This window comes from Corynebacterium jeikeium (assembly GCF_000738175.1).
In the GTDB taxonomy this organism is placed as follows: domain Bacteria; phylum Actinomycetota; class Actinomycetes; order Mycobacteriales; family Mycobacteriaceae; genus Corynebacterium; species Corynebacterium jeikeium_C.
Genome location: NZ_JFCH01000055.1, coordinates 23,479 through 46,315 on the forward strand (window position 1 = coordinate 23,479; position 22,837 = coordinate 46,315).

Genomic DNA, 22,837 nt, shown 5'->3' on the forward strand with positions numbered 1-22,837 from the left:
AATAGGCTCTAGCGCAGCACCAGGATCCAGATGGCGATGTGGTGCAGCAGCGCCGCCAGGATCGTGGCGGCGTGGAAAACCTCGTGGAATCCGAACCAGCGCGGGGAGGGGTTCGGCCACTGCTTGGCGTAGATCACTGCGCCGAGGGAGTAGATGATCCCGCCCAGCAGCATCAGCAGGCTCACGGCCAGACCCAGCTGCTGGTAGTAGCCCACGGCGCCGATGGCGGCCAGCCAGCCGAGGGTGAGGTACGTGGTGGCATCCAGCCACCGCGGGTGATCAATCCACACCAAGTTCAGTACCACTGCCGCGGTGGCGGCCAGCCAGCTGACGGCCAAGATCCATAGCCCGCCGGTGTTAAACCAGCCCCAGCCGGTGAACCACCGCGCGCCGAAAGCGCCGACCGTTACCGGCCCGTAGGTGCCGGCGATGAAGACCGCGATCATGGCGTGGTCGGCACGTCGCCAGCTGTTTACCGCACCCTCGGAGCGCCACGGCACGCGGTGGTACAGCGCACTGACGGTGAGCATCCCGGCCAGGCACAGTGCGTACAGCGCCGTGGCCATGGTCATCCAGGACAGGTGAAACTTGGAGGCCGCAACGATGGTCAGTGCCGTGCCCATGCCGCCGAAATACCATGCGGCGGCGGTGTGCAGCCGCCCGCGCATATAGGGGCGCGGGCCACGGTCGAACACGGGGCGAGAGGGCTTCTTCGTGAGTACTTGAGAATCGCGCACGAAAGAAAGCCTACGCCCGTCCGCAGCTAGAACAGCCCCGAAATAACCCCCTGCGCGTCAACATCGATGCGCTCGGCCGCGGGCTTCTTCGGCAGACCCGGCAGGGTCATCACGTCGCCAGTGAGTGCCACGACGAAACCGGCGCCGATGCGCGGCACCAGCTCGCGGACGTGCAGGGTGTGGCCGCTCGGCGCACCCAGGGCCTTGGGGTCATCGCTGAAGGAGTACTGCGTCTTCGACACGCACACCGGCAGCTTGTCCCAGCCGTTGTCCTTTAGAAACGCCAGGTCCTTCACGGCCTGCGGGCCGAACTGCACGTCCGCCGCGCCGTAGATCTCCGTGGCAAGCGTGTGCAGGGTGGCTTCCACGCCATCGACGGGCTGATAGATCTGGTGGCTGGAGCTGGGGGCGTCCTCACCAGAAACACCATCGACGACCTCCAACACCGCAGAGGCCAGATCCGCCGCGCCGGCACCGCCCTCGGCCCACACGTTGCACTCCACCACGCGTACGCCGAATTGCTCGCCCCAGTCGGCGACCTGAGCGCGCTCGGTGGCGGTATCAGAGCTAAACAGGTTCAGCGCCACCACCGGTTCCACGCCGAACTTGCGGATGTTGCTGACGTGGCGCTCCAGGTTGGCCAGACCGGCCTTCAGCACGGAATCGCCGTTGTGCTTCAGCGAGCGAATGGTGGCCACCACGACCGTCGCGGCGACGTCGAGGCTACCGGCGCGGGACTTGATGTCGAAGAACTTCTCCGCGCCCAGGTCGCTGCCGAAACCAGCCTCGGTCAGCACAACCTCCGATAGATCCAGTGCCGTGGTGGTTGCGATCAGCGAGTTGCAGCCGTGCGCGATGTTGGCGAAAGGCCCGCCGTGCACCAGGGCAGGGGTGCCACCCAGGGTCTGCACCAGGTTCGGGTTGATCGCGTCGCGCAGCAGGGCGGTGATAGCACCCGCACACTTCAGGTCGCCCGCGGTGACAGGCTGGCGGTCGTAAGTCTGGCCCACCACGATGCGCCCGATGCGCTTCTTCAGGTCCTCCAAGTCGGTGGCCAGGCACAGGATCGCCATGATCTCGCTGGCCGCCGTGATGTCGAACCCGCCCTCGCGCGGAGTGCCTTGGCCCGGCCCGCCGAGGCCCGTGACCACGTGGCGCAGCGAGCGGTCGTTGACGTCCAGGCAGCGCCGCCACGTCACGCGTCGCGGGTCGATGCCGAGGGCGTTGCCGTGCTGCACGTGGTTGTCGACAATGGCCGCCAGGGTATTGGTTGCGGCGGTAATGGCGTGCATGTCGCCGGTGAAGTGCAGATTAATGTCCTCCATTGGCACAATCTGCGCATAGCCGCCGCCGGCCGCGCCGCCCTTGATGCCCATGACCGGCCCCTGGGAGGGCTCGCGGATCGCCACCATCGTCTGGCGCCCGGCCGCCCGCACCGCATCCGCAAGGCCGATCAGCACGGTGGACTTGCCCTCGCCCGCGGGGGTCGGGCTCATTGCGGTCACGAGCACGAGCTTGCCCTTCTTAGTGACGCCCTCACGCTCCGCCCGCAAAGCGGGAACGTCGATCTTGGCCTTTGTCCGGCCGTAGGGAATCAAAGCGGCCTCCGGGATGCCGGCGTGCTCCGCGATCGCGGTGATGGGCTCCAGAGTGTGGGCCTGTGCGATGTCGACGTCGCTGGGTTGGGGATTGCTGGTTACAGAAGAGTTAGTCATATTCCCAGAATAAACGCCTACCCCTAATCGCCCCCGTAATAGCGGGTGTAAGGCTGGGGGCAACTAGACTTCAGGGGGTAAGAGGGTAACCCCCCGAATATTCGCAAAACGATTACTTCCAGTGAGGTAGTGAGGTATAGATGACCGACAACGCACACACCAAGAGCGCTCTGCACAGTGATTGGAACGAGCGGCTGGCCGTGGCGCAGGAGATGCTGCCGCTGATCAGCCGCCTGCACCGCGATAAGAACGTGGTGACTTCCATCTTCGGCCGGCTGCTTGTCAACGTCACCGATATTGACATCATCAAGTCCCACCGCTACGCCCGCCGTGTCGTGGAAAAAGAGCTGCCGCTGGAGCAGACCCTGCCCGTGCTGCGCGAGCTGGTGGAGATGAACCTGGGCACTGCCTCCATCGATATTGGATCGCTGGCTAGCCGCTACAACAAGGATTCCGAGGGGCTGACCCTGCGCGAGTACCTGGAGCGCGAGCTGGCGGAGGTCATCGGCGGCCCGGAGCAGGTCGAGCCCCGTGACATCGTCCTCTACGGCTTCGGCCGCATCGGCCGCCTGCTGGCCCGCATCTTGGTTGCCCGTGAGGCCACCTATGGCGGTGCGCGCCTGCGTGCCGTCGTCGTCCGCTCCAAGGGCGAAGGCGACCTGATCAAGCGTGCTTCTCTGCTGCGCCGCGACTCCGTCCACGGAGCCTTCGACGGCACTATCACCACGGACGAGGAAAACAACACGATCTGGGCCAACGGCACCCCGATCCGCATTATCTACGCCAACAACCCGGCGGAGATCGACTACACCGAATACGGCATCAACGACGCAATCGTGGTGGATAACACTGGTGTGTGGCGTGACCGGGATGGCCTGTCTCAGCACCTGGAGGCCAAGGGTGTGTCCAAGGTTCTGCTGACCGCACCTGGCAAGGGTGACATCAAGAACATCGTCTACGGCATCAACCACGGCGACATCACTGAGGATGATCGCATTCTGTCTGCGGCGTCCTGTACTACCAACGGCATCACCCCGGTGCTGAAGGTCATCAACGACCGCTACGGCGTGGAACACGGCCACGTGGAGACCGTGCACTCCTTCACCAACGACCAGAACCTGATCGACAACTTCCACAAGGGCGATCGCCGTGGCCGCGCTGCAGGCCTGAACATGGTGCTCACCGCCACGGGCGCGGCGAAGGCCGTGGCTAAGGCTCTGCCGGAGTTCGCAGGCAAGCTGACGGGTAACGCTATCCGCGTACCCACCCCGGACGTCTCCATGGCAGTGCTGAACCTGACCCTGAACCAGGATGTTGAGGCCGACGAGGTGAATAACTTCCTGCGCCGCGTCTCCCTGCACTCCACCCTGCGCCAGCAGATCGACTTCATTAAGTCCCCTGAGGTTGTCTCCACCGACTTCGTCGGCACCACCCACGCGGGCATCGTCGACGGCTTGGCCACCATTGCCAACGGCAACCACTTGGTGCTCTACGTCTGGTACGACAACGAGTTCGGCTACTCCAACCAGGTGATCCGCATTGTCGAGGAGATCGCCGGCGTGCGCCCGCGCGTGCTGCCGCAGCGTGCCGCTGCGCAGGATCTGTAGTAGTTACTAGTGCTGGTGCTGGGTTATAGCAGCATCAGCAGGAGCATCTGGCAGCCGATGATCTTGCCGATCATCGCTGCCGGATAGACGGTGGCGTAGCCGCGCATGGGCAGCTCCGTGTCCGCCTGATCGTTGAGGTAGCTGATCACCGCGGGGTTGGTAGAGACGCCAGCGGCCATGCCCATCGCCTCGTCCCACTTCAGGCGCAGCAGCCACAGCCCGGCCAGGCCGCAGACGATGGCTGAGGTCACGGTGATGATGAAGCCGAGGGCGATGTAGCTCAGGGACGTGATGTCCGTCAGTGCGTCGCGGAAACCCGTGCCCGCGATGGTGCCCACGCCAGCTAGGAAGATGGCCAGACCCAGGCTGCTGAGGGCCTTGTTGGCGTGATAAGGGATTTGCCACCCGATGGGGCCGGTGCGGGCAAGCGCTCCAAAGATGAGACCCATAACGATCGGGCCACCACCGAAGCCCAGGTTGAGCGTGGTGCCACCGGGCAGGGGAATGGGGATCGCACCGATGAGCAGACCGATGGCCAAGCCCAGGGTGAAAGGCAGCAGGTTCACGTCCGCCAGGGAGCGTTCGGAATCGCCCAGGAATTGGGAGACCTCGTCGATGCGGTGCTTGGGGGTCACCACTCGCACGCGATCGGAGTAGTGGAGCACGTCGTCTGGGCCGGGAACTAGGTCTTCGTCGCCGCGGCGGATGCGGGCGATGATGAAGCCGTGGCTGATTGGGTCGATGTCCTTGATGCTGCGCCCGGCGATGCTGGGGTTAGAAACAGTGATGCGGCGGTAGCCGATGTAGGAGCTATCCACGTCGATGTCGATCTGCTCGCCCAGTGCGGCCGTGGCCTTGTCCAGGGAGTCCGGTGTGCCGGTGATCACCACGATCATGCCGGGGTACACCTCTGCATCCGGGTAGGCCAGCTTGTGATCCTTTTCCTGGACGTCCTCGGTGGCGTGGTGGGGGCGGACCAAGCGGGTGACGATAATCTTTGAATCTGCGATGGCGCGCAGGTCGCGCACGCAGCCTTCGATGTCCTCGCGCAGGCGCACGCCGCGGTGCTCCAGTGGCGCGTGTAGCACGCCCTCGTCGATCGCGTCCTGGCGATGGTTCACCTTCAAGAGCTTGGTTCCAATGGCGGCCACGGCGATGGCGCCGAGCACGCCGCCGGGATAGGCCAGGGAGTAGCCGACGACGGGATCGGCGGCCAGTTCTGGGTGGGTGCCTTCCAGCATGTCCACGACGGCCGCCATACCTGGCGTGGAAGTCAGTGCGGCCGCGAAGGAGCCGGTGGCCGTGGCGGCCTCCACGCCGAAGATCGGCACCAGCAGCCACGTCATGCCCATCAGGCCGACGAGCAGCACCACGACGAAGAGGATCATGCGCCAGCCGCGCTCGCGGAAGTCGGCGAAGAAGGCGTGTCCAGCCGTCAGGCCGATGGCGTAGACGAAGATGGCCAGGCCGAATTGGAAGATGATCGGGGGCAGCTGGATGTTGGGATCCGCCGTGGAAAAGGCAATGGCGACGAAGAGAATCGCCGCGGTGCCGAGCGACATGCCGCCGAGGCGTATCTTGCCGATGGCGAAACCGAGGGCGAGGATAATGACTAGGGCGATCAGCGGATTTTCAGCAAGGAATGCCAGCATGATCTTGATCCTATAAAGAAATCCCCGCCCACACGAGGTGAGCGGGGACCCAAGAGAAACCTCAGATTAGGACTTTCTGAGTGGCCGGACCTTACTTGCCGGAGATCAGGCCAGCCAGGCCAGCGAGTGCGCCGCCGATCAGGCTAACGAGACCCTGGAAGAAGTTTGCAATCAGTTCAATCATGGGAGTGATCCTTTCAGTGTGTAGTGGCGGGCGCTAGGGATTTTGTGAGTTTGTTAGCGCCTTCACACTAACAATCGTTTGTCATCCCTAAGCGTTACGCCCTAGATACAATTTTCTCGGAAAAATTGTGAAAGGCGTTCTTTTCGCAGGTGAGAGTCAGAGAAAAATTTTCCCTACGCTGGGGTACATGGCACGAAACACTCTCTCGGATCTTTTCTCCCGTACCAAGAGCCTCGACGGCGCGGGCTACGGCGCCTACAAGAAGCTGAAGGGCGCCTATAGCGAACCGGGGCTAACGGTTTCCATCGACCGCGTGCAGGCCGATCCTTACGCCAGCCCCTCCAAGGTGCGGCTCATCCTGCCCATGCAGGCCGCGGGCATCCCGCAGTATCTCGTTGACGATGCCACCGGCAGGGTAGCGGTATCCGACTTCCTGGCCCGGCGGATCCAGGCCGATCCCAACCGCCCGCGCAACGTCCACATCGGCGACATCGGGCAGCAGGTCCTTGAACGTACTCACGTGCTGGTCACCCCTGATCGCGTGGAGGCCCGACTACTCGTCGGCCTCCCCGCCAAAGGCCGCCGGATTCTGGGCCGCCAGGCCGCACACCTGCTGGCCGATGACCTGCCTCACATCGCCGACGACTGCCTGCGGCACGATCGCTTCGAGCCTGCAGACGTTCAAGCTCTCGAGGATCACGTGGCACTTCTGCGCGACCAGGAAGCCCTTCGCGCCCAGCTGACACCCCGCAAACTCGTCGCCTTCGTCGGCAACGGCGCGATCCTCCCGCGCGCTGCGGGGGATAGCGACCGCCCACTTGCCGCCAACCAGGCCACGGCCTTCGAATCCCCGGAGTCGCTTTCCCAAACCTTCGAGCTCCCCAGCGGCCGCACGGTCACGGGGATGGGCATACCGGAGGGCCTCACCGTCATCGTCGGCGGCGGCTACCACGGCAAGTCAACGCTGCTGCGCGCCCTGGAGCGCGGCGTCTACCCGCACGTCGCCGGCGATGGCCGTGAGTGGGTGATCTCCCGCGCCGACGTTGCCAGCGTGCGCGCCGAGGATGGCCGCCCGATTACCGGCGACGACATCTCGCCGTTTATCACCAACTTGCCCACCGGTGCCGATACCCGCCACTTCACCACCACGAACGCCTCGGGCTCCACCTCCCAGGCCGCCAATGTCGTCGAAGCGCACGCCGCAGGCACCTCCACTCTGCTCATCGACGAGGACACCTCGGCCACCAACTTCATGATCCGCGACCGGCTCATGCAGCGCCTCGTGCCGAACAACAAGGAGCCCATCACCCCGTTTGTGCAGCGCGTTCGTTCTTTATATGACGCCACCTCGGTCTCCACCGTCCTTATCGCTGGTGGCTCGGGTGCCTATCTGCGGCTGGCCGATACCGTCATTGCGATGGATGCCTACCGTCCCAGCGAGGTGACCGCACGCGCTCATGACATCGCGCGGGAGGGGGAGGCCACGGTAAACAGAGAAGGCATGGAGGAAGCGGGGGAGTTCCGCCACATCACTGCTGAACGTGTCCTCGCGCGCGGGACTCTATCTTCCCGCAAGCCGCCGAAGCCGCGCGGACTATCCACCATCAGCGTGGACCGTTCCGACATTGACCTGAGTGCCGTCGGCCAGCTAGTTGCGCCGTCCCAGACGGCGGCGATCGCGGCGGCGCTGGAGTGGTTGTCCAAGAACGCCGATGGCCAGACCCCGCTGGTGGATCTGGTTGCTCGCCTGGAGCAGCAGATCACCGAGAAGGGCCTGGCCGTGCTGGCGCCGGGGCGTGATCATCCCGGACACCTGAGTCGCCCGCGCGGGGCGGAAATCCTGGCTGCGGCAAACCGCTACCGGGAGCTCAAGCTCGCCTAGAGGACTTGGAGCTTGTTCTCCTTGAGAACCTCCATGCCGCGGGTCGGATAGTCGGTGATCAGACCGTCGACCTTCGCGTCGATCACGGCCTGCATGTCGGGCTTCTCATTGACCGTCCACGGCAGAACCTGCAGGCCGGCCTCGTGGGCGGAGGCCACGTTCTCCGGTGTGGCCAGCTTGTATTCCGGGGAGAGGATCTCCGCGCCCAGCTGGGTCGCGGCCTTGTTTACGTCGCCGCCAACCTGGTCGTAGTCCACATCACCGGTCCACTTGGAGCCGGAGGCCCACGTCTTGGCGCTGTAGAGAAGTGCCAGAGAAATATCCGGCTGGGCCTTGCGCACCAGCGGCAGCGAGCGCCAGTCGAAGGACTGGATGGTGGTGCGGGATGTGGCCTTGTTGGCGCGCACGACCGGCAGGATCGCGTCGACGAACTCCTGCGGCTCGGCGGACTTCTCGGGTTCTTCTGCCTCGATCTTGGTTTCGATGTTGAAACGCATCTGCGGGTCCGCAGCGGCGATGTCGAACACATCTTGCAGTTGCAGCAGCTTGTTTTCTTCCTCGGCCTTCGCATCCGGGAAGTCCTTCAGCACCTTGTTGCAGTTCAGGGTCTGCAGCTGCTTCCAGTTCAGCTCATGGATGAGCTTGCCTACGTAGGGGAACTCTGGGTCGTTTTCGGTGGCGGGCTTGGTGTCGGTGCACTTCTCGGCCTGGATCACCGGGTCGTGCCAAACAACTGGAGTGCCATCCTCGGCTAAGACGATGTCCAGTTCCAGGGTGGATACGCCCATCTTCACAGACTCTTCGAATGCCTTGCGAGATTGCTCTGTGTATTCGCCGCGGCCACCACGGTGGGACTGCAGGTCGAAGCCCTGCGGTTCTTTTGGTTGAGGCTTGGAGGAACCAGCGATGGAGGAGCCGAAGCTGAAGGAGGATCCGGCGATGGAACCCTGCGCGGCAACTGCGGTGCCGGCGGAACCGAGGGAAACGATGGCGGCCACTGCTGCGGCAGCGGTCTTGCGCCAGGTGAGGGATGTCTTCATGTATTCCTAACTGCGAGTCGTGAGTGCTGCGGTGGAGTCGTGAAGTAACTCACATAAACCTAACAGCCGTTCAGCTACTCGGCAGCGCGAGCTAAATCCACCCATTCGTCTTCGCTAGGTGCGCCGCCTCGTAGCGATTCCCCGCGCCCGTCTTCGCCATGATGCTGGAGATGTGATTACGCACAGTCCCCGGCGAGAGGTGCAGCGCCTTGGCGATGGAAGGGGAGCTCTTGCCCTCGAAAAGCTGCTGGCACACCTCGGTTTCCCTCTCGCTAAGGGGATTATCGGGCGTCAATAGACTTTCCTGAGCGAGCGTCGGGTCGATAACGCGCAGCCCGGCATGGACCCGCCGGATCGCATCGGCGAGCTCCTCGGGAGGCGTGTCCTTAACGATGAACCCGTCTACGCCCACCTCCATCGCCCGCTTGACGTACCCGGCCTTGCCGAATGTCGTCACGATCAGGCAGCGGCACCGATTACTGGCTAGCTCCTTCGCGGCATCGATGCCGTTTAGCCCCGGCATCTCGATGTCCAGCAGAGCCACGTCGATGGGCTGCTGCTGCGCGAGAGCCACGGCCTCGGTCCCGGTCGCGCATTCGGCAACGACTTCGATGTCCGGCTCCGCGTTGAGCAGCGCGATCAGTGCCCCGCGCACCAGCGATTGATCCTCGGCGAGTAGTACTCGAATGGTCATCGGGTGGCCTCCTTCGCTACTGCGCCGTCGTCGATTAGTTCGTCGTCGCCTTCCATAGCGATCAACACCGTACTCAGACCCCGTTCGCGGCGTACGATCAGCTGCCCGCCGGCTGCCTCGACCCTCTCGCGCAGGCCGGCCAAACCGCCGGTACCCTGCGTGGTATTACCGTTAAACCCGCAGCCGTCGTCGGTAACCTGCAGCTTGTGGGCATTGACGCTCACCCAGCACGCGCTCGCCCCGGAGTGCCGCACCACGTTTGTCGTGAGCTCACGCAGCCCCCAGGAAAACACCGCGTCGTGTGCGCCCGGTGCCTTCAGGAGTTCGGGTAGATGCGCGGTGACGCCCTTAGTTTCCAAAGCCCGGCGCGCCGCCTGCAGCTCACCGGCGAAGGTGGGTGTGCGCATTCGGGTGACCGTCGAACGCACCTCCGCCAAGGCTAGGCGGGAGAGGTCGCTGATTTCCTTGAGTTCCTGCTTAGCCTGCTCGGGGTTGTTGTCCATTGCCCGCCTGGCGACCTCGGACTTCAGGTTGATCACCGTCAGCGAGTGGCCCAGCAGATCGTGCACATCGGTGGCAATGTCCTCCCGTTGCTGCGCCAGGTCCAGGTCGTGTCGCAGCTTGTGGCGGGATTCATCGTATTGGCTGAAGATCCCAAGTGCGACGAGCATCAGCGGCATGCCGAAAAGGGTGAATGCAGCCCAGGTAAGGTCGTCCGGCGACCAGTTCCACACAGCGACAGTCCCGAGCACACCCGTTGCCACCACGATCGGCAGCGCCTTTCGTAGCGTCACCGTGAATCCCAACATCGCGGCCAGGTAGGGGGCAAAGGCCACCGCGCCAGCCTGCATCGCTGGCACGCTGGCCAACGCAATGGCTAGCAGTATGCCCCAGCGCAGCAGTGCCCGCGCAAGTGTTCCCCAGTCACGGGGGAAGTACTTCAGCGAGCCGAAGGCGTAGAAGTAGAACGCGCCGAAAGCCAGCAGGCATACTGTCATCCAGGCTTTCGCCGTAGTAGAGAATCCTTCCCCCATGTAAACCTGCAGAGCGACGGGCACCAGGAATACCAGCCATATTGAAGCGAAGATGGCGGAGTTCAGCCGGAACCCGTCGAAAGGGCGCATTAGCTGCGTTCCTTGTCGCGCTTGCCCATCAGCAGGCAGAAGCCTACGAAGATCGCCGTCCATACCGCGATGCTAACCCAGGCGTACCACATCGGGTCGTACATAAATCCATCATCAAGCAGTTGCGCACCTTCGGCCAGCGGCCAGCGAACCAGCGTCATCGCGCCGTACATCGGAGTGAAACGGCCCACCTGCAGAAGCGATCCGCTGAGTGGCATAAAAACGTTTCCGGCGAAGGCCAGGATCACGATGGAGGCAGTGGCGATGGCCACTGTGTTCTCCTTCGGAATAGTCAGCGTCCACGCCAAGCCGTAGAAGCCAAAGGGGATAGAACACAGCACACAGGCAATGAAGCTCAACGCCCACTGGTCGGCCTGCATGTGGGCCCGGGTCAGTCCGCCGACCATAAACACGGCCACGATCGGCAGCACCGCACGCACGGCGATGCTCAGCCCATTGGCGAAGGCTAGCTGCCACGGGCGCAGGGGAGTAAGGGCCAGCTGCCTGCCCCAACCACTGCGGTTATCTGTCACGGAAGTACCCGCTGCGCCGACCGCGCCTACCACGCCGGCGTAGAAGGCCATGCCCAGCATGACGAATGCGGAGACGTTACCGCCGTTCATTTCCTGATCGCCATATTCCTGCATTGCGCCGAAAATCAGGTAGAAGAAGATTGGCAGACCGACGCTGAAGAACAAGGTGGTCATGTCCCGGCGCAGGCGTAGCAGCTCGTGGCCGGCGAATTTTAGTGTGGTGCTCATTGCTAGGCCTCCTGGTTTTCGTTCGTCAGCGCAAGGAACGTGTCCTCTAGGCTGTGGCTAGTGATGTCGAGATCGCGGGCGTCAGTTTCCGTCAACAGGTACCGGGCAAGCGCGTCAGAGTCGTTGGTTGTGATACGAAGGCGGCGGCCGTTTACTTCGCTCTTTATGACGCCCCTAATGCTCGAGAGGTCGGGGAATCCGCCCGGGAACTCGGCGCTGACCACTCGGTTGGCGCTCATGTGTCGTAGTTCGTCAGTGGTGCCGTCGGCGATAATCTCGCCTTTGTGCATAAGCACGATGCGCTGGGCGAAGTCTTCCGCTTCCTCTAGATAGTGGGTGGCAAAGATAATCGTGCGGCCAAGCTGGGCCTGGTGTTTCATGGAGTCCCAGAAGCGGTGACGGGCGCCGGCGTCCATACCTGCGGTGGGCTCATCGAGGATGAGGATGTCCGGGTTGCCGAGGATTGCTAGGGCGAAGCGAAGGCGCTGCTGCTCGCCGCCGGAGCACTTGCCTACGCGGCGCTTGTAGATCGGCTCCAGGTTGGCCTGCTCGATAACCTCGTCGAGGGGCAGGTGCTCCGGGAACGCGGCGGCGATCATTTCCACAGTGTCCTTCACGGTCAGTTCGTGGAGCAGGCCACCGGTCTGCATCAGTGCGCTGATGTTTTGGTTGTATACGGCCTGCTTGGGGGAGCGGCCCATGACTCTCACCGTCCCGGCGGTCGGGGAAGTAAGCCCCAAAATCAGATCTACAAGCGTGGTCTTGCCCGCACCGTTGGTGCCGAGCAGTGCAATGATCTCGCCAGGGCGAACGCTTAGGCTTACGTCCTTCAGCGCGTGCACCGGTTTGTTGGAGCGTGGCTTGAAGGTCTTGCTGATTCCGGATACTTCTATGGCGTGGGCCAGTTGTGTCGCACTCATGGTTTCACGTTATTTCGGGCCTGAAAAGTGCACGCATAGTTTTCGTCACGAAATGCACCATGACGTTTGTCATGGGTGCTGGAGAAATTCTTCTTAAATTTCTTCGTTGCTTGGTCGTGGTAACCAAAAAGCAACGATTTGCGTTTTAAAGTAAACGAGATGAGTTTTATAGCTTCCACCACTTCGCGCGGCGCCTCCAAGAGGCTGCCGGGCGCTTTTGGTGCGTTCATGGCGTTCGCTCTTCTCGCTGCCTATGCGGTGTATCGGCTTACCCTGCCGGAGGTTCGCGCCTCCTGGTTCACGAACCTCTTCAAGTGGCCGACGGACTTCAAGGTCTATTACAACGCTGCGATTGCCCTGAACAGCGGGCAGGAATTGTACTCCCAGCCCTTCGTCGGGGGCCTTCCATTTACTTATCCTCCGTTTTCGGGCGTGATTTTTAGAGTATTGCCACTGGCGCGGTTCGAGGTTGCGGCGAGTATCTGGCTAGGCCGCACTGCCTTGGTGCTGTTTGCTGTGATTATCGGGGTCTTCCGCGAACGCGGTTATGCCTGGTCCCCGGGGCTGGTCCTCGTTTCCCTGGCAGCACTAGTCGCTTCCATCCACTTGGCCCCGGTTTTCGGCACCTTCTTCTGGGGCCAGATCAACATCTTCCTCATGGGCTTGGTTGCCCTGGATTTCCTGCGCAGGCGCACCGGCAACAAGGGCGGCGGCGTATTCAGTGGTGTGGCCGCCGGCATTAAGTTGACCCCAGTGTTCTTCTACTTGCCATTGTTGCTGGGGAGGCGCTGGCGCGCGATGGTCTACATGACCGTAACGATTTTCGCGACTGTCGGCATCGGCTTCCTGTTCGTCCCGGACGCCAAGTCTTTCTGGCAGACCAAGATCTTCGAAACCCAGCGCATCGGCGGCGAGGACAATCCCGGCGCGCAGTCCCTCGGCGCAGTCTTGCACCGCCTCGGTTACGACAACACGGTGCTGTGGCTCGTCGGCGTTGTCGCCATCGTGGCGCTGTACAGCATCGTGGTCCTGGGCTGCTACCGTCGCGGTAACTACTCGATGATTATGGCCCTTGGCGGAGTTGTTGCCTGCATCATCTCGCCGTTTAGCTGGTATCACCACTGGGTGTTCTTGGTGCCGCTCTTTGTCGTTTTTCTGGACGCCGGGTTCCAGCTGGTACAGGCGGTCTCAGACAAGGTGAAGGGAGTGCTGGGCTGGGTTGTTGAGCAGCTCCTGAGCTTCGCAGTGGTGGCGGTATTGACGGTGGTGTTCCTGCCTTTCGTCAGCAACGCCACGTCCCGCAGGTTCGGCTTCTTCGGCCAGGGCGTGGCTCACGATAACCCGCTGTGGCAGGGCGCCTTCACCTTCCTGGGCGTGGCCTTCGTTGTGGTGGCCGCGGCGTACTACGCGGTCCGGTACTTCACGGACCGCCGAGCTACTGGGACCGAGCGCGCCGCTGCTGATTCTCTGTAAAGGTGTGTTGTGAAAACGTTTAGTTATACCGAATTCCGCGCGAACTACGCGAAGGTGCTCAGCGATGTTGTCGACAACCGTGAGGAAGCCATTATTACCCGGGCTGGTCACGAGGATGTCGTGATCGTTTCGCTTTCCGAGTACGAATCGCTGCGAGAAACTGCCTACCTTTTGCGTTCTGCCGAGAACGCTCGCCGCCTTCTCGACTCCATCGAGAACTTGGAGCGGGGGCGCGGCGCTCACCACGACTTCATTGAGGACTAATGGTTCCCGTTTGGGATGAGTCTGCCTGGGGGGACTATTTGTGGTGGCAGACAGCGGATTGTCGCTACCACTACGGGAGCTGACCTAGAACGGGTAGTCCGTGGCGTCGGGCGTCAAGAAAAGAACGCCAACGACCGTGCCCTCTCTGCTGACGGCGATCCGAGACATCAGTTCGCCGGCTTCGTGGTTGAGCGTCGAGACGACAACCGATGTGCCCGTGCTTTTTGCGGAGAGTGCTTCTGACTCCGGGGCCGCGTTGCGGTCTCCCTTGATGGGGACGATCGTCTGATCGGTGATCGCCTGGAGCTCGCCGAAGTCGGTCAGGATTGATGTCCACACGTCCACGATGACGGACCAGGGGAGGTCCTCGCGGACGTGTGGATCGAGCATTTCAATGGTTTCTGCTTCTTCGCCCTTGGAAACGTGGCGAATGAGCGCGTCGGAAATCTCTGGGAGCTTGTCGGTTGATACTGGGGCCATGGTTTCTCCTGTGAAGGGGTTTCGCACCGCGCCGAATCGTTTGAAGGCTGCCTGGCGGGAAACATTAAGCGCTTGCCCAATGTCCGCCCATGAATGTCCCGCATGTCTTGCTTGCGCGACGGCATCTTCCAGTTCGTGTTCGGCGAGGCTGACTGCTTGCAGTGTGTGTCGGATATTTGTCAATGGATCCATGGCCGTAAGTCAACCATAGGTTGACAGTGGTGTCAACCACTAGTTGACACGGCGATGGAAGAGAGTCCCTTAGGTCTTGAGGTGGTGAAGTGGGGTAGGTATAGCACTCTAGAGCGCAGGGGTGGTGGTTAAGGGCGGTTTATAGGGAACGACGGCAAGGGGTGAAAGATTGAAGTTGTTCGGTTGTTTGTTCGACTATGGCAACCAGTGTCTGTCGGGGGTGATGCACTAGAAGGCGAGACAGCACGTGCGTGTCTCGAGAACGATTTTGGACAGTGCGTTTACCGTAGGGGCACTGAGACTTTTGGCCCAAGGAGACATACCCGGATGAGTACAGCGGAGCTCAATCAGTCCGCCGTTTGGAACACAGCAGACAAGTTTCTGCGCTCCATCGTCGAACCTGAAGATTACGGAGACTATATTCTGCCGATGACGGTGCTGCGCCGTCTCGAGTGTATTCTCGCGCCGACCAAAGATGAAGTCCTCGACCTGGTATGGAGTCTGCAGGAGGAGGGACTCAGTGACGAGATGATCGACTGGGAGGTGCAGGCACGCTTTGGCCTTTCCTTTTATAACTCCTCTCGCCTGGACCTGACACGGATCGCCCAGCTCGATGACCACGTATATGAGGCGCTGATGGATTATGTTGGCGCGTTCTCAGCCTCTATCCGCGACGTGTGGGATGCCTTCGATTTCACGGTGAAGATGAAGACCCTCGACAGTGCCTCTCGCCTGTGGCCGGTGATCAAGCACTTCGCCACCATCGACATGAGCATGGAGGCGCTGCCGGACGCCCAGATGGGCGACCTCTTCGAGCACGTCATGTACAAGGCTTTCGATACCAAGGGAAAGGCCGCGGGTGCGTTCTACACTCCACGTGACGCGATCCGGCTCATGGTGGATATTCTTTTTGCTTCCGACGACATCGGACTGACAGCGGATGGTGCTTCGCGTACCGTGTACGACCCAACAGCGGGCACCGGTGGCATGCTGCTGGTTGCCGCGCGTGCCCTCAAGGAGCTCAATCCGGATATCGAGGTAGTTCTGGCTGGCCAAGAACTCATGTCCACCGGCTATGCCATCGGTAAGGCCGACCTGCTCATCCAGGGTGGCGAGCCGGACGCTATCCGTCACGGTGATACTTTGCTCACCGACCTCTACGAGGGCGAGCAGTTCGAGTACATTCTCTCCAACCCGCCGTTCGGCATGGACTGGGAGGTTCAGCAGAAGTCAGTGAAGGAGCAGGCCAAGGTGCCAGGCTCCCGGTTCAGCCACGGCCTGCCTAATAAGAACGATGGGCAGATGCTATTCCTCGCACACGTTGCGGCAAAGCTCATGCCCGCGGGTCCGAATGGCTCTGGAGGTCGGGGCGCGGTCGTTTCAAATGGTTCGCCGCTGTTCACCGGTGCTCCAGAATCGGGGCCAGACAAGATCCGCGCGTGGTTGCTGGAAAACGACCTGGTGGACGCGATCATCCAGCTGCCAACCAATATGTTCTACGGCACCGGGATTTCCACCTATGTTTGGATCCTGGATACGAATAAGGAGGAGCACCGCAAGGGCTTCGTACAGCTGATTGACGCCTCCGAGTGCTGGTCGGTGCCGGATAAGGGGCTGGGTGAGAAGCGCCGGGAGATGAAGGAGCCGGATCGTAAGCGAGTGCTCAAAGAGTACGCCGGATTCGAGGACACGGAGATCTCGAGAGTGCTCACGCCAGCGGAGCTCGGCTTCCGAGACGTGGAGGTCACCAAGCAAAAGCGCCTACGCGTTGAGGTCACGCCGGAAGCCGTGGCACAGGTGCTGGAGCATAAATCCGCCGTGCCCGAGCACGCGGATGTGCTCGCCGACGTGGCAGACTCAGAGTTCAACGACCTGCCGGAGGCACTCAAGGCCGCGGCGAAGAAGCGGGGTGTGAAGATGCTCGCCGGAATGATTGACCTGGTGCTCGCGGCCGTGGGAGTGCCCGACGAGGACGCCGACCCCAGCGTGGACCGCAAGGGCAATCCGATCCTTGATCCGGCGTTCTCCATGACGGAGCGCATCCCGCTGATTGAGGACGTCGACGAACACATGTCCCGCCAGGTCCTCCCTTTCGCACCGGATGTTACCTGGGACGAGGAGGTCGCCAAAGTGGGATACGAGATCCCGTTCAAGCGCGTGTTCTATCGCCAGGCCCCGGTTCGCTCTTTGGAAGAGATCGACGCCGACGTGGCCGTGGTCATGGGCCGCCTGGCGGAGAAGTTCGCGGAGGTGCGGGAATGTTAATCAGTTTCCGTACTTGGGCTGGGCGTGTCCCGCGTGATTGGGATGTCGTACCGGCTGGGATTGCCTTTTCAGAATCAAAGGAATTCGCTCGACCAGATGACCCGCATCTCACTCCTTCACAGAACTACGGAGTTGTGACGCAGGATGAGTATCGGGATATTACCGGGCACCAACTTGTGAGAAATACAAAATCAGCTGCCAATATGAAGCACGTCGAGCCCGACGACTTCATCATCAGCATGGCCAGCCATCTGTCTGGTTTGGAGCGCAGTCGAGTAACGGGAAAGGTAAGTGGTGATTACCGGGTGCTGCGGCCAAATTCGCTCTACTCTCCTGGCTTTTTGGGGTATTTGATGAAGTCCCGTGATGTAGTGGCGAGCCTCCACCTCCTGACAACCGAGATTCGAGTTGGTCAACGCATTAGTTATGACCGATTTTCCCTTTTAGACCTGCCGTTGCCTCCGTTGAAAACGCAACGAGCCATTGCGGAATACCTCGACCGCGAGACCACTGAGATCGACGCGATGAGCGCTGACTTAGATGAGATGGAGGCACTGTTGAGAGAGCGGCGTTCTGTCGGTTACTCGGATGCAGTTTTCGGACGGAGCGCTGTCGCAGATCCTCAAAACGCAGGGGTCCGGGGCTTGGGTGACTACCGGGAATGGACCGGGCAAATCCCCGCAGACTGGAAGCTAATTCCGTTGCCACTTCTTTTTAAGGAGCGCTCCGAAAAGAACCATGCCGATGATCCACACCTGACTCCCTCCCAACGGCATGGGGTGGTGACGCAAGAGGAATACGTTGAAACCAGTGGGGCGACAGTGGTTAAGAACCTAAAAGGGGCTAATTCGATGAAGCACGTCGAACCAGGTGACTTTGTGAGTCATCTGCGGAGTTTTCAGGGGGGTTTGGAACTATCGCGACTTAGAGGAAAAGTGAGCACCGCCTACACCGTGCTGAAGGGGTCTAAAAGCGTAGACGTAAGCTACTATCGCCACCTGTTTAAATCGGCGGATTTTATTCATGGGCTATCTCACCTGACCAACCAATTGAGGGACGGCCAAACCATTAATTATGCAAGGCTCGAGAAGCTGGTGCTTCCGGTACCACCGCTCGAGGAACAGCGCCGAATCGCCGACGAGATCGACCGCGAAACCGCCGAGATCGATGCCATGATCGCCGACATCACCGAACTGCGCGACCTGCTTGCCGAGCGCCGCGCCGCCGTCATTGCTGCGGCCGTGACTGGCCAGATCGACATCCCCGCCGCCGAGGAGACCATCCATGACTAACACGGAGATCACCCGCGAAAAGGCGCACGAGAGCGCCATCTGCAACGCGCTCGCTGAGCGCGGCTAGACCTACGAGGAAGGCAACAACGACCAGGGCTGGGATCGGCGCCTCGCGCTCTACACGGCCGACGTGCTGGAGTGGCTCTCCACCCGGTACCCGGAGGAATACGCCAAGGCCGTGCCCGCGGATGTCCCGGAGGCCACCCGCGAGGTCGCGCAGCGCAAACTCCTCGAACGGGTGGCCGAGCAGCTGGAGTCCAAGACGCGGAAGGACCCACAATCCGGGCGCACCCTCGGCGGGCTGCTGGGCACCGTGCGGGAAGGCTTCAAATACGCTCAGGTCGGAGCCCGCTCCGCCAGCTTCGGTCCGATGGTCGCTTTCCCGCCGGCGAACCCATTGCTAGAGAAAGTCGCCGAGCGCGCGCAAGACAACATCCTGCGTGTCATCCGCCAGGTTCACTTCGACCCGAAAACCAACGAGACGATTGATCTCGTGCTCACCGTCAACGGCATCCCCGTCGTGACGATGGAGCTGAAGACGGACAGTACCCAGTCCGTGGCCCACGCCCGCAAGCAGTACCGGGAGGACCGTGTGCCGAGCCCGACTCGCCGCCTGCTGCAGCCGGGCCGCGCGCTCGTCCACTTCGCCGTCTCTAATGCAGAGGTCTACATGACCACCGCGCTGAAGGGCTCCGACACCTTCTTCCTGCCCTTCAACCGTGGCGTCGACGGAGGCGCTGGAAACCCGCCCATCCCCGGTAAGTCCGAAACCTCCTACCTGTGGGAGGAAGTGCTGGAACGTGACATGTTCCTCCGTATTCTGCGCGACTTCGCAGTGTGGGAACCCGACGCAAAGCCGAAGCGTGGCACCCCGGGCGGCAAACTCATCTTCCCGCGCTACCACCAGCTCCGCGCGGTAGAGCGTGTCACACGGGATGTCACCCGGCGCGGTGTCGGCGGGCGCTACCTCATTGAGCACTCCGCGGGTTCAGGCAAAACAAAGACCATTGCGTGGCTGGCTCACCGGCTCATCCGGCACGTCGCCAAAGACGGACAGAAGACCTTCGACTCCGTCATCGTCGTTACCGACCGCACGGCCCTGGACACCAACGTCCGCCAGGACATGCAGATGATGGACGCCTCCATGGGGCTGGTGGTCTCCGTCGGCGAGAACGCCGGGGCGAAGTCCCCGCAGCTGCGCCAGGCGATCGAGGAAGGCGATCACATCATCACCTGCACCCTCCAGACCTTCCCGCACGTGCTCAAGCTCCTCGAAGACGAGCAAGACCTCGCGGGCCGCCGCTGGTGCGTCATCGCTGACGAGGCGCACTCCTCTCAGACCGGTTCCAGTGCCTCAGCGCTGCGCGAGCTACTCACGGATGTCGAACTCGACGAGGGGGAGGAGTACACCGCCGACGACCTACTGGAACTGCGGCAAGAAGCCATCGCGGTCGCCGAAAACATGACCTTCGTGGCACTCACCGCGACGCCCAAGGGGAAGACCCTGCGCCTGTTCGGCACCGAAACCCCGGATGGCCACTTCGTCGCCTTCGACACCTACCCAATGGGCCAGGCTATCGAAGAGGGCTTCATCCTCGACGTGCTCGGTAACTACTCGACTTACCAAATGTGGGCCGAAGTCCGTGACGAGCTGGGAAGAACCGAGGAAGTCGACGAGACCGCAGCAGTCACCGACATGGTGCGCTTCGTCCGCCTGCACCCAACCTCCATCGCGCAGAAAGTGGAGGTCGTCATCGAACACTTCCGCCGCAACGTCGCCCACCACCTGGGCGGCCAGGCCCGCGCGATGGTCGTGACCTCCTCCCGAAAAGCCGCAGTCCGCTGGTCGGAGGAGATGAACCGTTACATCCAGTCCAATGGCTACGACTTCCGCTCCCTAGTGGCCTTCTCAGACGCAGTGCGCGTCGACGAGAACTCCGAGCCGGTAACGGAAGTCCAGCTCAACGGCGTCTCCGACGTCGAGCGCGCCTTCAAAGACGACGAGCAGGACTATCGCGTTATCATCGTCGCGAACAAGTTCCAGACCGGCTTTAACGAGCCCCGACTGTGCGCGATGTACGTCGATAAGCAGCTTTCCGGCGTCACCACCGTGCAGACGCTGTCACGGCTCAACCGCATCCACGAGAACAAGCCCACCCCGATGGTGGTGGACTTCGTCAACGATCCGGAAATGATCGTCAAGGACTTTAAACGCTATTACGAGGGCGCCGCGATAAACACGGACATTGACCCAAACGCGCTACACACCCTAGGCGAAGAGCTCGACACCTCCGGGTTCTACACACCCGAGGAGATGGACCAGGTCGCGCAGATCTACATGGACGGCACCGACTCGGAAGCGCTCCGCGGTGCGGCCGCGCCGATCATCCGGCGGTGGCAGGTTCGACGCGACTCCGGCAAGGATGGGCGCGCCGACGCGCACAACTTCAAGTCCAACGCGGAAAAGTACCGCCACGCCTACGAGTTCCTCTCCCAGATCGTCGCCTACGCAGATGCGGAGGTCTCTAAGCGTGCGATGCTCGCCGCTGTGCTGGAGCGCAACCTCCACCTCTCGGAGTACGACGAGGATGAAGACTTCATCACCGGACTCTCACTGGCCGGTGTTGCGATCACCCAAAACGAGATCGAGGTTGATCGGTCATTGACCGACGGAGGAGGAGAAGCTCTGAAGGTGCCAACTTTCGACGTCACCGTCGGCGGGGATGCCACCCCGCTACGCGCTGCATTCGACGAGGCAGTCGAAAAGGTCAACGACATTTTCTCGATGGCGGGTGTGGACGTAACCTCCGGCGCAACCGCGCATATGATCGTCGCCGCGTGGGGAACGCTCTCCGCTCAGCCCGAGGCGTTGAAGCTAGGACGAACCAATAACAAGGAGCAGCTGAAGCGCTCCAAGAGATTCCAAGGCGAGGCGACGAAGGCAATCTTCTCGGGAATCGCCGAGCGTCAGCAACGCGACGCGCTACTCTCCAGCGACCGAGACGTGTTGCATGGCGTGATTGGAGCACTCGCAGAGCTGATGGCTGCCGCTAATGAGATGGGGAAGCTGGACGAATAGTCCTTAGTACTGAAAATTTGTCGGACTGACAGGATTTGAACCTGCGACCCCTACACCCCCAGTGTAGTGCGCTACCAAGCTGCGCCACAGTCCGCCGAAGCCCTGTTAAAAGGACAACGGCGATAGGTTACCCCACTCCCATCGCCGTTAGGAAATCCCCTGCTTAGACCGGCTGCACAATCTCGTCGGAAACGATAATGCCGTCCGAATCGCAGTAGATGTACTCGCCGGGGACGAAGTCCACGCCGCCGAAGCTCACCGTCACGTCGCGCTCGCCCTCTCCGGTCTTCGTCGACTTGCGCGGGTTGGTGCCCAGCGCCTTGCAGCCGAACTCCATCTGGCCAATCACCTTGGAGTCGCGGATCGGCCCGTTAATTACCACGCCGGCCCAGCCGTGGTCCTTGCCCAGGCCTGCAATGATGTCGCCCACCAGCGCAGTGTGCATCGACGCATCACCGTCGATCACCAGCACGCCACCGGGGTTGTCCTCCTGCAGCACGCTCTTCAGCAACGCATTGTCCTGGAAGCACTTCACCGTGGTGATCTTCCCACAGAACTCCACCACGCCACCCAGGTCGCGGAATTGCGTATCGCAGCTGCGCACGTCGCTGCCAATGATGTCCACCAGGTCGGCGGTCGGAATAAAAGTCAGTTTCTCTTCAGCCATGCCACCTACTTTAGGCGCAAGCTCTCCCACGCCGCGATCAATTCGCCCACACGCTGCCCAGATCCCCTCTGTAGAAGCAGGTGATCCATCCCCTCCAGGCTCACCCAGTCCGCGCGAGGCAGGGCCGCCCGCATCGCATGCGCCTCCGCCACGGGAACTACCAGGTCATCGGGAGAGTGCAGCACCAGAGACGTGGCGTCACTAGAAGAAACAGCGGCCACAGTATCCGCCGAATCGGCCGCGGCGAGTTCCTCCAGCAGCGCCTGGCCCAAAGAAAGCTCCCGCTGGCGCTCGAACATCTGCATAATCTCCGGTGCGCGCTTGGCGGTTTCCTGCAGCTCAAAAGGAGTGCCGACGGTCACGATGCTTTCCACCGACGCAACTTCCGCCGCCGCCCGCTGCACCGCGGTGCCTCCCAGCGAATGCCCCACGAGCAACTCCGCCCCGCCGAACCATTTCGCCGCCGCCTGCACATCGGACACGTTCGTCCCCAGCGTGGTTTCCTCGAACTTGCCACCCGAATCACCCAGGCCAGCGAAATCGAAACGCAAGCTCGCATAACCTGCCCGCGCCAGAGCCTTGGAAATGCGCGTCACCCCAATCGCCCCGCGCGTACACGTGAAGCAGTGCGCGACGACCGCCCGCCGGGGCGCATCTTCCATTTTCAAATCCCGCGGCAGGTCCACCGTTCCCGCCAATTGCCAGCCATTTTCTGTGGGAATGGTCACGTGAACGGAGCGTATCGTGCGGGTCATGGATCGCCTCTCGCCTTCAGTCGATTAACGTGGTCTACATATTCTTACACCTCA

General features: G+C 61.8%; 18 protein-coding genes, 1 tRNA gene and 1 pseudogene. 7 read left to right on the top strand and 13 right to left on the bottom strand.

Annotation, left to right across the window (positions count from 1 at the left end; all coding sequences use genetic code 11):
- Window positions 1–8 precede the first annotated feature (8 nt).
- Together trhA and JQ46_RS09020 are read right to left on the bottom strand one after the other, a co-directional pair.
- Window positions 9–668: a PAQR family membrane homeostasis protein TrhA gene (trhA, locus tag JQ46_RS09015; protein ID WP_034987635.1), complete on the bottom strand. Its 660-nt coding sequence runs from the start codon at window positions 666–668 to the stop codon at window positions 9–11.
- A 95-nt stretch (window positions 669–763) separates the two neighbouring features.
- On the bottom strand, window positions 764–2,452 hold the full coding sequence (locus tag JQ46_RS09020; RefSeq protein ID WP_034987468.1) for a formate--tetrahydrofolate ligase: 1,689 nt from the start codon (window positions 2,450–2,452) through the stop codon (window positions 764–766).
- 140 nt (window positions 2,453–2,592) lie between these two features.
- On the opposite strand from JQ46_RS09020, the gene JQ46_RS09025 reads away from it, so the two are divergent.
- Window positions 2,593–4,059, top strand: coding sequence for a glyceraldehyde-3-phosphate dehydrogenase (locus tag JQ46_RS09025; protein ID WP_034987470.1), 1,467 nt, complete (start codon window positions 2,593–2,595; stop codon window positions 4,057–4,059).
- Between the two features lie 23 nt (window positions 4,060–4,082).
- Here JQ46_RS09025 and JQ46_RS09030 read toward each other — a convergent pair whose 3' ends face one another.
- Window positions 4,083–5,711, bottom strand: coding sequence for an aspartate:alanine exchanger family transporter (locus tag JQ46_RS09030; RefSeq protein WP_034987473.1), 1,629 nt, complete (start codon window positions 5,709–5,711; stop codon window positions 4,083–4,085).
- Between the two features lie 371 nt (window positions 5,712–6,082).
- Between JQ46_RS09030 and JQ46_RS09035 the strand changes: the two genes are divergently transcribed.
- Entirely contained in the window at window positions 6,083–7,777 is a 1,695-nt protein-coding gene (locus JQ46_RS09035; RefSeq protein WP_034987475.1) for an ABC-ATPase domain-containing protein, read from the top strand.
- On the opposite strand, the gene JQ46_RS09040 is transcribed toward JQ46_RS09035, so the two are convergent.
- From JQ46_RS09040 to JQ46_RS11365, 6 genes are all read right to left on the bottom strand, one after another.
- Window positions 7,774–8,817: a glycerophosphodiester phosphodiesterase family protein gene (locus JQ46_RS09040; protein ID WP_034987477.1), complete on the bottom strand. Its 1,044-nt coding sequence runs from the start codon at window positions 8,815–8,817 to the stop codon at window positions 7,774–7,776. The two genes, JQ46_RS09035 and JQ46_RS09040, sit on opposite strands and share 4 nt — an antisense overlap.
- 91 nt (window positions 8,818–8,908) lie before the next feature.
- Window positions 8,909–9,511 (bottom strand): response regulator transcription factor, encoded by a 603-nt coding sequence (locus JQ46_RS09045; RefSeq protein ID WP_034987480.1) that lies wholly within the window; start codon window positions 9,509–9,511, stop codon window positions 8,909–8,911.
- Window positions 9,508–10,635: a sensor histidine kinase gene (locus JQ46_RS09050; RefSeq protein ID WP_034987483.1), complete on the bottom strand. Its 1,128-nt coding sequence runs from the start codon at window positions 10,633–10,635 to the stop codon at window positions 9,508–9,510. Before JQ46_RS09050 ends, JQ46_RS09045 begins: the two co-directional genes overlap by 4 nt.
- The gene (locus tag JQ46_RS09055; RefSeq protein ID WP_034987486.1) at window positions 10,635–11,396 is read right to left on the bottom strand and encodes an ABC transporter permease; all 762 of its coding nucleotides are present in this window, start codon (window positions 11,394–11,396) and stop codon (window positions 10,635–10,637) included. The genes JQ46_RS09050 and JQ46_RS09055 overlap by 1 nt, the downstream gene beginning before the upstream one ends.
- A 2-nt stretch (window positions 11,397–11,398) precedes the next feature.
- The gene (locus tag JQ46_RS09060; protein WP_034987489.1) at window positions 11,399–12,316 is read right to left on the bottom strand and encodes an ABC transporter ATP-binding protein; all 918 of its coding nucleotides are present in this window, start codon (window positions 12,314–12,316) and stop codon (window positions 11,399–11,401) included.
- Window positions 12,313–12,546 carry a hypothetical protein gene (locus JQ46_RS11365; protein WP_192817263.1) on the bottom strand — a complete coding sequence of 78 codons (234 nt, stop codon included), beginning with the start codon at window positions 12,544–12,546 and terminating at the stop codon, window positions 12,313–12,315. Before JQ46_RS11365 ends, JQ46_RS09060 begins: the two co-directional genes overlap by 4 nt.
- Between JQ46_RS11365 and JQ46_RS09065 the strand changes: the two genes are divergently transcribed.
- Both JQ46_RS09065 and JQ46_RS09070 read left to right on the top strand, forming a co-directional pair.
- Window positions 12,545–13,789 (top strand): glycosyltransferase 87 family protein, encoded by a 1,245-nt coding sequence (locus JQ46_RS09065; protein WP_237744793.1) that lies wholly within the window; start codon window positions 12,545–12,547, stop codon window positions 13,787–13,789. The genes JQ46_RS11365 and JQ46_RS09065 overlap by 2 nt on opposite strands.
- A gap of 9 nt (window positions 13,790–13,798) precedes the next feature.
- The gene (locus JQ46_RS09070) at window positions 13,799–14,053 is read left to right on the top strand and encodes a type II toxin-antitoxin system Phd/YefM family antitoxin (RefSeq protein ID WP_034987493.1); all 255 of its coding nucleotides are present in this window, start codon (window positions 13,799–13,801) and stop codon (window positions 14,051–14,053) included.
- An 84-nt stretch (window positions 14,054–14,137) separates the two neighbouring features.
- Here JQ46_RS09070 and JQ46_RS09075 read toward each other — a convergent pair whose 3' ends face one another.
- Window positions 14,138–14,533 carry a hypothetical protein gene (locus tag JQ46_RS09075; protein WP_034987496.1) on the bottom strand — a complete coding sequence of 132 codons (396 nt, stop codon included), beginning with the start codon at window positions 14,531–14,533 and terminating at the stop codon, window positions 14,138–14,140.
- Window positions 14,534–15,052: 519 nt separating this feature from the next.
- Here JQ46_RS09075 and JQ46_RS09080 point away from each other — a divergent pair.
- The 3 genes and pseudogenes from JQ46_RS09080 (at window position 15,053) to JQ46_RS09095 (ending at window position 21,361) form a co-directional block, all read left to right on the top strand.
- Entirely contained in the window at window positions 15,053–16,990 is a 1,938-nt protein-coding gene (locus JQ46_RS09080; protein WP_034974294.1) for a type I restriction-modification system subunit M, read from the top strand.
- Between the two features lie 203 nt (window positions 16,991–17,193).
- Complete coding sequence (locus tag JQ46_RS11525; RefSeq protein WP_051894010.1) at window positions 17,194–18,282, top strand: restriction endonuclease subunit S; 1,089 nt, start codon at window positions 17,194–17,196, stop codon at window positions 18,280–18,282.
- Window positions 18,275–21,361, top strand: a pseudogene (locus tag JQ46_RS09095) (type I restriction endonuclease subunit R). The gene JQ46_RS11525 and the pseudogene JQ46_RS09095 overlap by 8 nt, the downstream one beginning before the upstream one ends.
- 20 nt (window positions 21,362–21,381) lie before the next feature.
- Here the strand turns inward: JQ46_RS09095 and JQ46_RS09100 are convergent.
- The 3 genes from JQ46_RS09100 to JQ46_RS09110 form a co-directional block, all read right to left on the bottom strand.
- Window positions 21,382–21,455 (bottom strand) — tRNA-Pro (locus JQ46_RS09100).
- Between the two features lie 69 nt (window positions 21,456–21,524).
- A complete protein-coding gene (rraA, locus tag JQ46_RS09105) occupies window positions 21,525–22,028 on the bottom strand; it encodes a ribonuclease E activity regulator RraA (RefSeq protein ID WP_005294589.1) in 504 nt (167 codons plus the stop codon).
- A gap of 5 nt (window positions 22,029–22,033) precedes the next feature.
- Window positions 22,034–22,783 carry an alpha/beta hydrolase family protein gene (locus tag JQ46_RS09110; RefSeq protein ID WP_034987499.1) on the bottom strand — a complete coding sequence of 250 codons (750 nt, stop codon included), beginning with the start codon at window positions 22,781–22,783 and terminating at the stop codon, window positions 22,034–22,036.
- Between the last annotated feature and the right edge of the window lie 54 nt (window positions 22,784–22,837).